Below are 15,434 nucleotides of genomic sequence, written 5' to 3'. Positions count from 1 at the left end.
AACAACATCATGGAATTGATCAACAATACTAAATACCCAGCAAAGCTCTATCAAACTATGGATAGTCGCGGGCAGCTTTTTGCGTCTATTGTGGTAAAGGCAACTTATTTATTTCCAGAAAATAACGATAGTCGCGCACGTCCAGCAGAGCAACAAAGCGATTTATTTCTAAGTGACGTATTTATAGCGGAGCCTGGCTTATCTGCTCCGCTATTTGAATCGGATTTAGTACCTCACAAACTGCGTTGTGACATTCTTATTCATGCAAATGCTTTTACAAAAAATAGTAAGCCTGAAAAAGAATTAATCGTTGGATTCCAATTAGGTGACTGCAATAAAAAAATTCTTATCACCGGTAATCGCTTCTGGAAAAAGAGCTTGTTCGGACTTACGCCTTCAAGGCCAGAACCGTTTACAAGCATGCCAATTCACTATGGGTTAGCATTTGGCGGACAATGGACAGATGAGAATACAGCAGAGTCTATTTGTTATCAGGAAAATCCCGTCGGCTGTGGCTTTGCTAAAGGAAAATACACAAAACAATTGAATGGAACGCAACTTCCCAATTTAAGCGAGCCATTAAATTCCATTGAAACTTATGCGGCCAATTATCGTCCGATGTCATTCGGCCCAATTGGAAGAAGTTGGAAACCGCGTGTAGCCTTTGCAGGCACCTACGATGATCACTGGAAAGACAACATTTTTCCACTACCTCCTGGCGATTTGGATGAACGTTATTATCAGGCGGCGCCCAAAGATCAGCAGATTGAATATCCAAAGGGTGGTGAAATACTCTCCTTGTGGAATCTGCACCCCACCCGTTCTGAAATCCAATTTTCACTGCCAAATCTCAACCTTCCCATACATGTTATTTGCGAAAAGGGGGTTGAGCATAACCTAGCCTCAAACGTCGATACTGTCATGATTGATGCAACAACAGAAAAAATACTTATTAGCTGGCGAGCGCGTTTCCCTATTAAAAGATCCCTTCGAGAAATTACTGGCATCTTTATAGGCCAAGGAATGAATCTTTGGAAAGCCAATCAACGCCAGCAGGGTGGCTGCTGTGGCGAAACAACACTTTCTTCGGTTAGGCATGGATAACAAAAAAATGGAATTGGAAAATCTTAAAGTCGTATCGGCAGGAATGGTGACCAGCCTGGGAATGGACGCGCCAACCACTGTAGCGGCGATTCGTGCCGGTTTGGATAATTTTACAATGTCCGAATTTAAGGACACTACTAACGAACCACTGGTAGCAGCTCCTGTAAAAATAAATTTTTCAGTAGATACAAACGGCTACCGGGAAGGAGGCCATGAACATTTTATTAAAATGTGTAAATTCGCCATTGAAGAATGTGCAGCAAACGCAGGACTGGTATTGCCACTACCAGCTGACATTGCAATTTTCGCTTTAAGTGATGACACCAGACCTAAATCAATCACTACAATTATCCAAGAGATGCTTAGCGATAAATCTATTTTCACCCCATCAGAAACACGTCATATACAAGTATTTACTCACGGCGAAAGCAGCTGTATTTATGCCTTGGCCGCTGCAAACAACTATTTAACTAAAAAAACTTATGCAATCTTGCTTGCGGTTGATTCCTGGTTAAACACTTCTGATATTGAACATTGTTTACAGCATCGCCGTCTAAATACATCTGACTCAGCAACTGGATTTATCCCCGGAGAAGGTGCCGCGGCTTGCTTACTTACCAAATCGATTGAACATAAGGATGAAATATTTGTTTGCGGTTTAGGGTGCGCAGAAGAACCGGCCACTTTAAGGAGTGATCAGCCTGTGTATGGTGCCGGACTTGCTGGAGCGATAAAATCAGCACTTCAACAAGCAGGCGTATCAGCAGAGAAAATTGATTTACGCTTGAGTGATATCAGTGGTGAACAATATTTTTTCGAAGAAGCCGCTTACGCTTGGGCCAGAGTATTAAGAGTTGCTTCACCCGCTGATTTTTCACATCAAACGATTGCAGCGAACATTGGCCATCCAGGGTGTGCTTTAGGTTTGATTATTATTGCGTATATGTGGCAACTATTACGCAGTAATCGCTTAAAGGCTAACTATATACTGATGCACTTGTCATCCGCTCAAACAACGCGCGGTGCAGCCGTTTTTTGTATTAAACAGCCTTTCAAGGAGTTGAAATGAGCGCACACCACGTTTACGCCAACGGTCACGAAATTGCCTCTCGCTCATCCGATGGGCAAAGCAATGCGATGGGTGATGTTTGTTTTACGCCACCTACTCCGCCCGCAACAGGTATCCCCATTCCCTACCCCAATACAGTATTTGCCAAAGATATTCGCAATGGTAGCCGGACCGTATTTATTGCAGGTAAAGAAGTTGCACTTTCCAACAAATCCTATTTTCACAAAAGTATTGGTGATGCAGGTGCAACAAAAGCGCTGAAGAAAGGCATCGTATCCGGAAACATTGAAGGGCGTGCTTTTTTTACCAGCTGGTCTATGAATGTAAAGATCGAGGGGGAAGGTGTAGCAAGGGATATGGATACAGTAACCCACAACCACTCCAATCCGGCTAACACCGCGCTGTTTCCATTTTTATCGCGCAACTTTTTAGGCGGGCATGAATGCAAAAAACAAGAGAAGCGCATCAATAAAGCCTGCTCCGATAGCGAAGCTAAAAAGTCACGCAAAAAGAAAAAGCTTAGTTCAGATGATAAACCCGGCCACTGGTCACAAGAGTTTTGTGATGGCTTAAATATTCCCACTAACACACCGAATAAAACCCAATTACGCACTGAACTAAATTCCATACTGGATACCGCAGCACAAGAAATGGAAGCAATAAAATCCGGTTTCTGGGGTTACTTATCAGATGCAGCGATAGAAGGCGCGAGCAAACTCGCCGCACGTACAGGTGCAAAAATTGCTACGGGTGCAGCAATGGGCGCTGTTGTAGCTGGAGCACCCACATTGGGAGCAGGCGCAGCGCCAGGAGCAGGCATAGGTAGTATTCTGGGAACAATAGTATCGGTAGGCGATGCCATTCTCACTATCTCACGCCTGCCGGAAAATATTCAAAATGCCAGAGCGGCCGAGCAACTTTATAAAAATGCCAGCGAAGCTTTTGAAAAAATTAATCCATTGATTAATTCAAAAGGCGAACTTACCGCTAGCGATCAGGAATTAAGCCGTATTACCGGTGATTTTCAGGAGTTACTGGCAACATTGAACCCTTGTATACGCGCAAGAAAATGCAGCCTGATTCCCCACAAAAAACAAGGCAACAGCGCAGACAATGTAGAGCCGTCAAAACCCAGCAAAACTGATCGCAATAAAGGTGTAGATCGCGGTTGCTGTACCGGCCAACAAGGGCATCATTTAATTCCCCAAGCTACCATGAAAGGCGTGGATTGCCCAGGCTATAAAGACAGCGATGCACCGGTGGTATGTGTGGAAGGTGGACGTGGCAGTGGGGGAAGTCATGAAAGGATTCATAATAAGTATGACCGAGCTTTAAAGAAAAAAATCGAAAAAAATATGATTGATGAAAACGGTAAAATGAGCATTGCAGAAGCAATTGACTTGGGTGCGGAATCACATACAGAAACATTCCCCCTTTCTGGTTGCGGTAAAGACTGTATAAAAGCGCAACTGGAAGACTACTACAATACGCTTTGCCCAAACACAAAAGTAAATGCTGTGGACCAAAATGGTAAACAAGTAAAAGACACTAATGAGGAAAAAGATGATATCTAATTTAAGCCATCAGAATAAGGTTTTTATTACCAAATTAGATTGGGAGAAACGATTTAAAGGTTGGATCATAAAAGACTGTGCAATAAGAACAAAAGATATTGTGAGCTTTGTTTTACGAAAAGATATCCAAAATGATCAACTCAACAAATTATTTGATGGAGAGGTGCCAACACGTTGCACCTCATTTGATATAAGAAAAAATTTATTAGGAAGTAGTGGATTTGATACCGGGTTTTCATTTCCCGTAATCGGCATATCTCGTAAACCAGTGCTACAAACCTTAATGACCACTCGTTGGCGCACGGGCGGAACATGGGCTGCATCCTCAGAAATAAAAGGACTTGAAGAAATTACTCCCATCGGAAAAACCGAACCCAGCAAAGGCATCGATACGATGCGACTAAAATGTATCGATGGTTGGACGTATGCGATTGGACTATTTCGAAAAATATACAAGCGTGTAGACATTGGCAAATGGGAACGAATCGCAGAGGGATTGCCTATACTAACAGATGATGATATTGACAACGGATTTTTTGGCTTTGATGATCTTGATGGCCCCGATGAATCCAACATGTACGCAGTAGGCGGCCACGGTGATGTGTGGCGTTACGACGGCACTCGCTGGCACCAATGCGACTTCCCCAGCAATGAACAACTCAACACCGTAACCGTTGCACCAACGGGTGAGGTATACATCAGCGGTGAAGGCGGAAATTTATGGGTAGGCGAAAAAAATTCCTGGAAAAAAATCGCCAAAGGTTATTCCAGCGTTTTATTCAATGACAGTGTTTGGTTCAACAATCAACTCTGGCTCTGCTCCGGCTACCAATTAAAAGTGTGGGATGGCAAAGAATTAAAAACCCCGGAACACAACGGAGAACTCATCACCCACAACGGCCATATGGATGCCTACGATGGATTACTGGTCGTTGCCAGCAACTACGAAGTTCATGCATTTGATGGCAATGAATGGCAGTGCTTGGTTGCGCCTTATGAATAAAAATAAAAGCTCACAATAAAGGTGTAGATTGCCCAGGCTATAAAGATAGCGATGCACTGGTGGTGTGTGTAGAGGGTGGGCGCGGCAGTGGGGGAAGTCATGAAAGGATTCATAATAACTACGACATTGCATTGCAACAAAAAGCAGAAAACAAAAAGGTTGATGCAAATGGAAAAATGTCATTAAACGAAATTATTGATGTGGCCGCCGAGTCACACACCGAAACCTTTCCTCTTTCCGGTTGCGGTAAAGACTGTATAAAAGCGCAACTTGAAGATTACTACAACGGACTTTGCCCGAATGCAAAAGTTAATGCTGTTGACCAAAATGGAAATCCAATTAATAACAACGATGACAAAAAACGTCGTAAAGACTAATTACAGGACATAATTATGGCTAATCCGATTTATTTGCCAAAAAATGAATGGTTGGAATCAGCAAAAGGCTGGCTAATAACAGATTGTGCGGTATTAACAAAAGAAAAAATTGCATTTGTTCTTCGCAAAGATATACCAGAAGGAGAAATAGAAACCCTTTGGGACAGCGAAGTACCAACACGATTACTTACAATTTTTATTGATGACAACCCTGAAAAAAGTGGACACATTGGATTTAATGGGATGAGCTTTCCAAGAGCTGGCGTTTCAAGAAAACCAGTTATGCAAAGATTGGCATCATCAAGAACGAGATCAGGAACAATAGGTTTTATCGGATCAGGCATGGAAGATCTCGAAGAAATAACTCCTATAGGAAAAACCGATCCCAGCAAAGGAATAGTCACGTTAAAACTCAAGTGTATTGATGGCTGGGCATATGCCATTGGAATGTTCAGAAAAATCTATAAACGAGTAGATATAGGACACTGGGAAAAAGTGATGAATGGCTTTCCACGACTAACACCTGAACAGATTGAAAATGGTCACTACGGTTTTAATGATCTGGATGGCCCCAACGAATCCAATATGTACGCTATCGGCGGTCACGGCGATGTATGGCGCTACGACGGTGCGTGTTGGCATCAATGCGATTTCCCCAGTAATGAGCAACTCAACACAGTTACGGTTGCACCAACCGGCGAGGTTTACATCAGCGGTGAAGGCGGCAATTTATGGGTCGGAGAAAAAAACACTTGGAAAAAAATCGCAAAAGGCTACTCCAGCGTTTTATTCAATGACAGCGTATGGTTTAACAACCAACTCTGGCTCTGTTCTGGTTACCAATTAAAAGTTTGGGATGGTAAAGAATTAAAAACCCCAGAGCATAATGGCGAACTCATTACCTACAACGGCCACATGGATGCCTACGATGGATTGCTCGTTGTTGCCAGCAACTATGAAGTACATGCATTTGATGGCAATGAATGGCAGTGCTTGGTTGCACCTTATGAATAACTATCGATAGGAATTAACCAAGGATGGCAACATTACCCTCCCATATTCGCGCACACAAATGCAGCCTGATTCCCCACAAAAAACAAGGCAACAGCGCAGGCAATGTAGAGCCATCAAAACCCAACAAAACTGATCGCAAAAATGTGTAGACGCGGTTGCTGCCCCGGCTATAAAGATAGTGACGCACCAGTGGTATGTGTTGAAGGTGGACGCGGCAGTGGCGGAAGCCATGAAAGGATTCACAATAAATTTGATAAAGCACTGGATAAAAAACCTAAAGATAACGCCATTGATACACACGGCAAGATGAGCATGACTGATGCAATCGATGCTGCAGCTGAATCACACACAGAAACGTTTCCGCTTTCTGGTTGCGGCAAAGATTGCATAAAGGCGCAGCTTGAAGATTACTACAACGGACTTTGCCCGAACGCGAAAGTTAATGCTGTTGATCAACTTGGCAATCCTGTAAAAGCACCAAATAGAGACAACAATCATGAATAATCAAAATATTTTTACCTCGAAAGAAAAATGGAATGAAACATTTAATAGATGGCTTATCAGTGATTGTGCATTAAGAACAAATAAAATGGTTAACCTAATCCTAAGGAAAGACCTTAATGACAAGGAACTCTCTAAGCTTTGGGATAGTGAAGTACCCACACGATTGGTAACTATAAACCTAGAATTTAGTCGTATAGGCTATGCAGATTTTGATAATGGTTTCGCATTTCCTCGCGCAGGAGTAGCTAGGAAACCTGTAATTCAAGGACTCACAGCGTCTAGAAACAGAATTGGTCAGGTCTACTCCGTTAACGCTGATCTAAAGCAAATGGAAGAAATAACCCCCATCGGTAAAACCGAGCCTAGCAAAGGTATTGCCACGCAAAAACTAAAGTGTATTGACGGCTGGGCTTATGCGATTGGCTCCTTTCGCGATATATACAAGCGCGTTGATATTGGAAAATGGGAACCAGTAATGAATGGCTTTCCGAAATTAACTTCCGAACAAATACGCAACGGATTTTTTGGTTTTGAAGATCTCGACGGCCACAACGAATCCAACATGTATGCTGTCGGCGGTCACGGCGATGTATGGCGCTACGATGGTACTCGCTGGCACCAGTGCGACTTCCCCAGTAATGAGCAACTCAACACAGTTACGGTTGCACCAACCGGTGAGGTTTACATCAGCGGTGAAGGCGGCAATTTATGGGTTGGCGAAAAAAACACTTGGAAAAAAATCGCAAAAGGCTACTCCAGCGTTTTATTCAATGACAGCGTATGGTTCAACAACCAACTCTGGCTCTGCTCTGGTTACCAATTAAAAGTTTGGGATGGAAAAGAACTAAAAACTCCGGAACATAACGGCGAACTCATTACCTACAACGGTCATATGGATGCCTACGATGGATTGCTCGTTGTTGCCAGCAACTATGAAGTGCATGCATTTAATGGCAATGAATGGCAGTGCTTGGTTGCACCTTATCAATAAAAGACAAAGGATTTTCTTACTGTGGAATTACCAAACGCAATAAAAATTTCTCGCAGTCCACTCAACACTATAGTCGAGCAACACGTTGAAGAAGCTGCATTTTGTTGGCTTAGAAGGGAAGACTCACTTTGGAGCCCGAACATTAACCTTAATCAGTTTTATCGAATTGAACAGCGGCTTGATGCCAATCTGGAAGGGCTGCGCCTTGCGGTCGATACTGCATGGCCTTACGCACTCCAGAGAATGAACCGATGGCAAACTGCTGACGAATTATTTGCGGCTAGTTACATTGCGATTCAAACTGGCCGAGATGAACAGTTGCATGCGATTGCCAAGGTTGTGAAATCAAATAGCAGCTCATCTGCGGGACTTTCCAGCGCATTGCAATGGACACTTTTACTCGGAGATAAAGAAAAAGCAATCACTGCAATTCAGTTCTTTTGGCAACTGTCAGATTCATTAAAAAATGCACTCATTTGCACAGCATTACAAATACCAGAAATGAATACCGACTTTTTGCTAACAATGGCAATTAAATCGTCGAATTTATCACTTCGAATTAAGGCTTTAGAAGCAATAGGCCAATATCAACTTAGCGATTATATTCCTGCTCTCATGAACGCGCTGAACGATAATGAACCTTTATGCCAACTCGCTGCAAGTGCTTCTCTTGCTATTTTAGGAAGGCCGGAGCACCAACAAAAAACTGTTAACTTAATACCAAGACTTGGCAAAAATGAACGACTTAAATATTTGCTAACATGGTGTATAACCAGCTCAGAACAAAGCTTTGAACATTCACTCCCCACTTTCAACACTAGCACCTCTTTACGCGATTATATCTGGGCAAACGCGTTTCGCGGCACCAGTAGCGCTGTGGAACGCCTGATAATTTTGCTAGATCATAAAATTGCAGCGCCACTCGCTGCCTATGCGATTCACCACATTACCGGCATCAATCTTGACTCTTTCGATGACATACGTGAGATTCAATCTGACGCCGACACTCGCGATGATCAGGAAGGAAATTATCCGCCACACATCAAACAACTCCTTCGAGAAGTGGAAGGCTTGAGTACGGTATCGGCTTCCGCCGTTAAACAGTGGTTATCTGATCAGTCACCCCACAACTCAGAGAAAAGAAGACTTCTTAACGGCATATCAGTTGATAATGTTTTACCAGCATTAAGTTCATCTTGCGCTATGCCGCAGCATTGGCAACGAGCCTTGCTTTCAACTCTCTCAAAAGAATCGCAGGAATGGGCGAGTTTCCCCAAACCATTTTTCATATACTAATCAAGGAACTGAGTTTATGGATAACAGTAATGTGTTAGATGCATGGAGCGATTTTGTGAAAATAAAAAATATATTAAACAATAGCAATGAATCCATCGTTATTGCACTTGGGGCATCTTGGTGTCACAAATGCGATCCCGTAAAAAAAGCTATTTCCCAATTCTCTGAAAAGAAATTAACCAATGTGCATTGGCTTTGGCTTGATCTAGAGACCCACTGCGAATTTTTAGGGGATTTTTTTCCTGAAACCATCCCTCTAGTTTGGGTTTATCAAGGCCCCCATTTGATTCGTTATGGCGCAATTGATGATACCCACATAAAAAAACGCGATTTTTTTGAATTTATTCAATCCATACCTACGAGCGAATCGCATTTGCCTTCGGATATTCGCCCACATCTTCTGCAACAACATCACGCTGCTTAACCTTCAGTCACATAAAAAGTTATTCAGCGTATAAACATTATTGGATTGATAAATTCGCGTTTCGATTTGAAGATAAAATTAGCGAAGAGTAAATCGGATTAACGCACAGCCCCAGTGAATCACTCATCCTGAACAAAACGCAATCCGACACCGGCGGGTTCTACGCGGACGACTTCCATCATGAGTACTGGGGCATCTTCCATTAGGCCTTGGACTTGGCCTTGTAGGTGTGTTCCAACGGGAGGGATGTGTTCGGGTTCCAGTACGACGAAGACTCCACCGTCGGATATATCGCGGGTTTTTACTAAAAGTTCACCGATGGAGTCGTGTGCGATTTTAATGCGGCAAGCGAATGCAGTGCGTACGTGACGGCGCTTGTCTTTTGAACTCATAAATACTCCTATTATTATTTTGTTAAATCACAATTCGACATAGGCAAATCACAGCATCCCAAAATAACAGGGCGGAAATAATCCGCCCTGTTATTTTATTTGTCGGTAACTTCTGCTTTATCCACTTTTTGGAATCCGCGTGGAAGTTTATTACCCCGGCGGCCACGTTCGCCTTTGTAATGTTCAAGGTCTGACATTTTCAAGGTGATGTGACGTTTACCTGAGTGTAATGTGAGGGTTTGGCCTGCGCCAACAATATTCACCGAAACAACAAATTCCTCACGCGCTGCCGCGCGGGCAGACGGAATATTCATGATTTTGTTGCCTTTGCCGCGTGCCAGTTCAGGTAATTCTGTAACGGGGAAGACCAGTAAGCGGCCATCGTTACTCACCGCAGCTAGCAATGATTGTTCGGGATTATCAATTAATTGTGGAGGTAAAACCTGTGCAGCTTCTGGCAGCGTGAGCAATGCTTTACCGGCTTTATTTTTACTGATGAGATCTTCCAGCTTGGCGATAAATCCATAACCCGCATCGGATGCCAATAGCACGCGCTGCTGATCGGTGCCCATCAATGCACCTTCAAAGGTGGCACCACTCGGTGGGCTAATGCGACCGCTTAGTGGCTCACCTTGACCGCGCGCAGAAGGCAAGTTGTGTGCGGGCAATGAATAGCTGCGGCCCGTTGAGTCGATCAGAATCACTTGCTGATTGCTCTTGCCGCGCAACGCAAATTTAAAACTGTCGCCGGCTTTGTAACTTAAACCTTCAGGGTCTATTTCATGGCCTTTTGCAGCGCGAATCCAACCTTTATCGGAAATGACAACGGTAACTGGATCAACACTTAATAGCTCAGTTTCTGTCAGTGCTTGTGCTTCTGCGCGTGCAACAATGGGCGAGCGACGATCATCGCCAAATTGCTCGGCAACCTGGATTAATTCTTTGCGCACCAGATTTTTTAATTTCACTGCGGAATCCAGAATTTTTTGCAAGCCATCGCGCTCTTTGATAAGCGCTTCTTGCTCTTCGCGGATTTTCATTTCTTCCAAACGCGCTAATTGGCGCAACTTGGTTTCTAAAATATATTCCGCTTGCATTTCAATTAAGTTGAAACGCTCCATTAGTACCGGTTTTGGATTTTCTTCTTCGCGGATGATACGAATCACTTCATCGACATTGAGGAATACAATCATTAATGCCGCCAGGCGCAGCAAACGCTCTTCCACTTTTTCCAAGCGGTATTGCAGGCGGCGGCGCGTTGTCACTGTGCGGAAGCTTAACCACTCATGCAAAATTTTATTGAGCGCTTTAACCGCTGGACGACCGTCGATGCCGATCATGTTCATGTTGACGCGATAGGTGCGCTCAAGCTCTGTGGTTGCAAACAAATGTTGCATGACTTGTTCGAGATCAACACGGTTAGAGCGCGGAACAATGACCAAACGGGTTGGATTTTCGTGATCCGATTCATCGCGCAGGTCGGCGACCATCGGCAATTTTTTCGCCTGCATTTGCGCGGCGATCTGTTCCAGAATTTTTGCTCCGCTCACTTGATGCGGCAGCGCAGTGATAATGATATCGCCCGACTCTTCATCTTTTTGCCAGACGGCGCGCATACGCACGCTGCCGCGCCCGGTCTCATACATTTTGATGAGTTCATCGCGCGGTGAAATAATTTCTGCTTCGGTGGGCATATCGGGGCCAAGAATGTGCTGGCACAAATCGCTCACAGTTGCTTGCGGGTTATCGAGCAAATGCACGCACGCATTGACCACTTCACGCAAATTGTGCGGCGGAATATCCGTCGCCATACCTACTGCAATACCGGTTGTTCCGTTCAACAATACATTGGGGACGCGCGCAGGTAATACTATTGGTTCTTCCAGTGTGCCATCGAAGTTAGGCTGCCAATCAACCGTGCCCTGCCCTAATTCTTCCAGCAATACTTCACTGTATTTGGTGAGGCGCGATTCGGTGTAACGCATGGCCGCGAACGACTTTGGATCATCCGGCGAACCCCAGTTACCCTGACCATCGACTAACGTGTAGCGATAGGAAAAAGGCTGCGCCATTAACACCATGGCTTCGTAGGAAGCGGAATCGCCATGCGGATGGAATTTACCAATGACATCACCAACAGTACGCGCGGATTTTTTATATTTGGCGCTGGCTTTTAAACCCAGTTCGCTCATCGCATACACGATACGACGTTGCACAGGTTTGAGACCGTCACCAATATGCGGAAGGGCGCGATCGAGAATTACGTACATGGAATAATCGAGATAGGCTTTCTCGGTGTAATCTTTAAGCGCGATGCGCTCATCGGCATCAGCCAAGGTTATTTCGTCACTCATTGAAGATCCTGAAGATACAGATATTTAAACAACGCTATTTTTGTGTTGAAAACGATGTTGTCCGATTATCGTTTTTTGGCGGCAAGTGGAATTTTGCCGGCCTCGTTAATACGCAATGCGGGGAGCCACGCACTGAAATCCAATTTGGCCGAAAAATTATAATTCACATTTTCTTTCACACCATTGCGGCCAAAATGTTCAATCAACCGCACCAGTTGCAATACGTTCGCTGACACAACGACTTTCACTGGTGTTTCCTGATAGGCCATAAGCGTAGGCAATTGATCACTCACACCGCTGAGCACATCAAAATTTTCAATACCGATGGTGTACGACATGCCACGCAGATGCAAATCGCGATCATTGGGATTGGCAATCAGCAAACTAACTTCTATCGGCTGGCTAAATCCTTGCGCAGGCAGTAATTGCAACCCTGCCACTTTCACTGTGGGCTGCTCCAATTTTGGTTGTAAGTTTGAACAACCGGCCAATATAAGACCGATAAAGAATAACAACAGGCCACGTAATTGATTATTTAAAACAAAAGTCATTTTGACGCCCTATTCAACAGTAAAATTGTGATCCCAGACACTCGTAAATTCACACTTATGTGATCTAATCCGCACTCTTTTTACTGACTATTGATCTTTAGTACTCGCTCCCTGTACCGGTAAAATGTTTAGCGAAAGTTACTCTACAAAAATGCCAACTGAATATATCCCTATGCAACGCCCCCCGCACAAGCTACTGATCGACCCGGACGAATTATTCGCCAGCCGCGATATTCGTATACAAGACCGGCGTGAAAGTCAGTACCCGCAATTGATGCGACTGTGCGCGGACTTTAACTTTTCAGTGCTCCAGCTACAGCGCAAAATTTTCAGCCATCTGACCCGCAAGATGGTACCTGGCGCATTGGAGTTTGTGTTGGCAGTCCACGATGATTCAACCCATTATTGGTACAGCATGACGCCAAGCATGGTCAGTTTGAAAATGCTGAATGATTACGCCAAGCGCTATGAGGTTGACATATTGCATCTGCATTTATTCGGCGATGACGATGAGGAACTTAACCACTTTCAGGAGCGCGGTTTCTACTAGCGCTCCCGGTTATTCCCCCATCTCCATTTCGAACTCTTCCAGCAGATCCAAGGGTTCGATTTCTTCTCCCTCCAGATCTTCATTCCAGTTGATACCAACTAACAGTACATCATCGTGCATACCGGGCAGCCATTCTTCGAGAAACTCCATCAAATCAACGGCAACCGGACGATAGCTTTTCCAGTCATCTACACAATGCGCGCGGGCAAAACTTTCCTGCGACCAAAACGGCATAACATCGACTTCATCATGATCTTCCGATGCACTCAATGCCCAACCATCCGGCCCCTCCAGCCCCCACACACATCCCAACTCCATCGCCTCTACAATAAAGCGGTCAAGGTTTTCAGCGGGATCATCGCCAAGCGGTTCGATTGTGACTGTGTCATTCATGTTAAAACGCCTTTGAGGTTTATAAACAGAGATGGGCACCTTCGGCTTTAAGCCAGGCACGGTCGGCCTTGAAGGTTGGGCATATGCTGGCAACCAATGCCCAGAAATCGGCGCTGTGGTTCTGGTGGCGCAGATGGCTAACTTCGTGGGCGACAAGATAATCGACTATAGCCTCAGGAGCCAGCAGTATATTCCAGTTGTATTGGATCGCCCCGCGACTGGTGCAATGACCCCATTTTGAGCGGGTCGCCCGTACACTGACTTGCGTACAATTCAAACCCAGCTGTGCACAAAGCGCCTGTGTTTTACGCGTAAGCAGCGCAAGCGCCTGCTGTTGATACCAACGCTCTAACAACTGGCGAATCTGGGCCTCGTCACCTAAACGCGAGCGGGATGAGAGCAAGAGATGCAATTGATGATCGACCCGCGCAACCGCTGCACGCGTACCACGACCTATAGTTAATGTCAGGATTTCGTCCATAAAAGGAAGTTGACTGCCCTGTGCGTAAGTACGCGCCTGCGGCAGTGCCGCAAGCAGGTGCTGCTGTTCGTTGATCTTGGCGCGAACCCACGCCGCTTTTTGATGTACAAAGCCAACCAATACCGATTGTGCGACGCCCATTGGGGCGCGAATGACGACTTTTGCATGACGAATTTCGATACTGATACTGCGTCGCCGGGCTGATCGGGCGACAGTGAAATCAAACCCCAAATCAACCCCCAAGAGAGATGGAGATGTATGCTTCTTCAGATCGACCCACTCTGACATTGTCTACCCTTTGCTTGCCTACCGAGCGCACTGTGATGTCCGCAACATCGCGGCCAGCGGGAAGATACCACAGCCGGAAAGAAGACTCCCATGCTGCACCAAAGCTTTACCGAGTTTTGTTACACTGCCGCCCCATCTATTCGCCGCAACTGTTGGCAGCAGGGAATATAAAAATACATGAATGAAAAATTGTTTATCCGTTTACAACACCTGGTACCTCAACATGGCTTGTCGCGCGCAGCGGGTTGGCTGGCCAGCACACCGAACAAGTTCGTTAAAAATACGTTTATCAGCTGGTTTGTAAAACGCTACAACGTAGATATGAGCCTTGCCGCTGAAGAAAACCCGCTCGCCTATGGATGCTTTAACGATTTCTTCACCCGTGCCCTCAAACCCGGTGCACGGCCTGTCGATAGCACACAAGATTCGATCGTCAGCCCTGCAGACGGTGCCATCAGCCAGCTAGGCAAGATTATCGATGGTCGTATCTTCCAGGCTAAAGGGCAGGATTACACTGCACAGGAATTACTTGGGGGCGATGAAGCGCTCGCGGCTGAATTTGCCGAGGGTGATTTCGCCACTGTGTATTTATCCCCGCGTGATTATCACCGTGTGCACATGCCTTATGGCGGTAAATTGCGCACCATGATCAGCATTCCCGGCGAACTCTTTTCAGTGAATACCGTGACCGCAGAAAATGTACCGCGTCTGTTTGCACGCAATGAGCGGGTTGTAGCCATTTTTGATACCGACATAGGGCCAATGGCCGTGGTATTGGTTGGCGCAATGATTGTGGCGGGTATCGAAACTGTCTGGGATGGGCAGGTAGCACCTTTTGCCAGCCGCGAGATAGCGACATCACTTTACCCTTACCAAAACATCGTCCTGAATAAAGGGGATGAAATGGGCCGTTTTAAGCTGGGCTCTACCGCCATCATCCTGTTTGCCAAAGATAAAATCCAATGGGATAGCCGTTTTGCGGCCACCACGCCCACCAAAATGGGCGAGCGCATGGGCAGTAAGCGATAGCCTTTTCTGCATCCAAAACAACAAAGCCGATCAAATGATC

At 45.3% G+C, this 15,434-nt stretch carries 17 protein-coding genes; 12 read left to right on the top strand and 5 right to left on the bottom strand.

Annotation, left to right across the window (positions count from 1 at the left end; translation table 11 throughout):
* The first annotated feature begins 9 nt into the window (after positions 1-9).
* The 10 genes from VC28_RS18140 (at position 10) to VC28_RS18095 (ending at position 9,356) form a co-directional block, all read left to right on the top strand.
* Entirely contained in the window at positions 10-1,104 is a 1,095-nt protein-coding gene (locus VC28_RS18140; protein WP_049631882.1) for a DUF2169 family type VI secretion system accessory protein, read from the top strand.
* Positions 1,067-2,173 carry a hypothetical protein gene (locus VC28_RS18135; RefSeq protein WP_156184364.1) on the top strand — a complete coding sequence of 369 codons (1,107 nt, stop codon included), beginning with the start codon at positions 1,067-1,069 and terminating at the stop codon, positions 2,171-2,173. Before VC28_RS18140 ends, VC28_RS18135 begins: the two co-directional genes overlap by 38 nt.
* Positions 2,170-3,747 carry a PAAR-like domain-containing protein gene (locus VC28_RS19635; RefSeq protein WP_082191613.1) on the top strand — a complete coding sequence of 526 codons (1,578 nt, stop codon included), beginning with the start codon at positions 2,170-2,172 and terminating at the stop codon, positions 3,745-3,747. The genes VC28_RS18135 and VC28_RS19635 overlap by 4 nt, the downstream gene beginning before the upstream one ends.
* Before the next feature lie 283 nt (positions 3,748-4,030).
* The gene (locus VC28_RS18125) at positions 4,031-4,750 is read left to right on the top strand and encodes a hypothetical protein (RefSeq protein WP_156184363.1); all 720 of its coding nucleotides are present in this window, start codon (positions 4,031-4,033) and stop codon (positions 4,748-4,750) included.
* Entirely contained in the window at positions 4,747-5,127 is a 381-nt protein-coding gene (locus VC28_RS18120; protein WP_082191612.1) for an HNH/endonuclease VII fold toxin-2 domain-containing protein, read from the top strand. Before VC28_RS18125 ends, VC28_RS18120 begins: the two co-directional genes overlap by 4 nt.
* 15 nt (positions 5,128-5,142) lie before the next feature.
* On the top strand, positions 5,143-6,141 hold the full coding sequence (locus tag VC28_RS18115; RefSeq protein ID WP_049631878.1) for a hypothetical protein: 999 nt from the start codon (positions 5,143-5,145) through the stop codon (positions 6,139-6,141).
* 141 nt (positions 6,142-6,282) lie between these two features.
* Complete coding sequence (locus tag VC28_RS18110) at positions 6,283-6,645, top strand: HNH/endonuclease VII fold toxin-2 domain-containing protein (RefSeq protein ID WP_049631877.1); 363 nt, start codon at positions 6,283-6,285, stop codon at positions 6,643-6,645.
* A complete protein-coding gene (locus VC28_RS18105) occupies positions 6,638-7,636 on the top strand; it encodes a beta propeller repeat protein (RefSeq protein WP_156184362.1) in 999 nt (332 codons plus the stop codon). The genes VC28_RS18110 and VC28_RS18105 overlap by 8 nt, the downstream gene beginning before the upstream one ends.
* Before the next feature lie 21 nt (positions 7,637-7,657).
* Positions 7,658-8,932, top strand: coding sequence for a HEAT repeat domain-containing protein (locus tag VC28_RS18100; protein WP_049631875.1), 1,275 nt, complete (start codon positions 7,658-7,660; stop codon positions 8,930-8,932).
* A 16-nt stretch (positions 8,933-8,948) separates the two neighbouring features.
* Complete coding sequence (locus tag VC28_RS18095; protein WP_049631874.1) at positions 8,949-9,356, top strand: hypothetical protein; 408 nt, start codon at positions 8,949-8,951, stop codon at positions 9,354-9,356.
* Positions 9,357-9,475: 119 nt separating this feature from the next.
* Here VC28_RS18095 and VC28_RS18090 read toward each other — a convergent pair whose 3' ends face one another.
* From VC28_RS18090 to VC28_RS18080, 3 genes are all read right to left on the bottom strand, one after another.
* Entirely contained in the window at positions 9,476-9,748 is a 273-nt protein-coding gene (locus tag VC28_RS18090; RefSeq protein ID WP_049631873.1) for a PilZ domain-containing protein, read from the bottom strand.
* 95 nt (positions 9,749-9,843) lie between these two features.
* Positions 9,844-12,102, bottom strand: coding sequence for a DNA topoisomerase IV subunit A (gene parC / locus VC28_RS18085; RefSeq protein ID WP_049631872.1), 2,259 nt, complete (start codon positions 12,100-12,102; stop codon positions 9,844-9,846).
* Positions 12,103-12,167: 65 nt separating this feature from the next.
* Positions 12,168-12,653 (bottom strand): LEA/WHy family protein, encoded by a 486-nt coding sequence (locus tag VC28_RS18080; protein ID WP_049631871.1) that lies wholly within the window; start codon positions 12,651-12,653, stop codon positions 12,168-12,170.
* 172 nt (positions 12,654-12,825) lie between these two features.
* Between VC28_RS18080 and VC28_RS18075 the strand changes: the two genes are divergently transcribed.
* The gene (locus VC28_RS18075) at positions 12,826-13,203 is read left to right on the top strand and encodes a hypothetical protein (RefSeq protein ID WP_156184361.1); all 378 of its coding nucleotides are present in this window, start codon (positions 12,826-12,828) and stop codon (positions 13,201-13,203) included.
* 9 nt (positions 13,204-13,212) lie between these two features.
* Here the strand turns inward: VC28_RS18075 and VC28_RS18070 are convergent, their stop codons facing one another.
* Positions 13,213-13,596 (bottom strand): DUF2750 domain-containing protein, encoded by a 384-nt coding sequence (locus tag VC28_RS18070; RefSeq protein WP_049631869.1) that lies wholly within the window; start codon positions 13,594-13,596, stop codon positions 13,213-13,215.
* A gap of 19 nt (positions 13,597-13,615) precedes the next feature.
* Positions 13,616-14,365 (bottom strand): M48 family metallopeptidase, encoded by a 750-nt coding sequence (locus VC28_RS18065; RefSeq protein ID WP_049631868.1) that lies wholly within the window; start codon positions 14,363-14,365, stop codon positions 13,616-13,618.
* Between the two features lie 177 nt (positions 14,366-14,542).
* On the opposite strand from VC28_RS18065, the gene asd reads away from it, so the two are divergent.
* Positions 14,543-15,394, top strand: coding sequence for an archaetidylserine decarboxylase (gene asd / locus VC28_RS18060; protein ID WP_049631867.1), 852 nt, complete (start codon positions 14,543-14,545; stop codon positions 15,392-15,394).
* The last annotated feature ends 40 nt before the right edge of the window (positions 15,395-15,434 follow it).

The organism is Cellvibrio sp. pealriver (genome assembly GCF_001183545.1).
Classification (GTDB): domain Bacteria; phylum Pseudomonadota; class Gammaproteobacteria; order Pseudomonadales; family Cellvibrionaceae; genus Cellvibrio.
The sequence above is the reverse complement of the archived record's forward strand: the minus strand, read 5'-3'. Positions and strand labels throughout refer to the sequence as shown.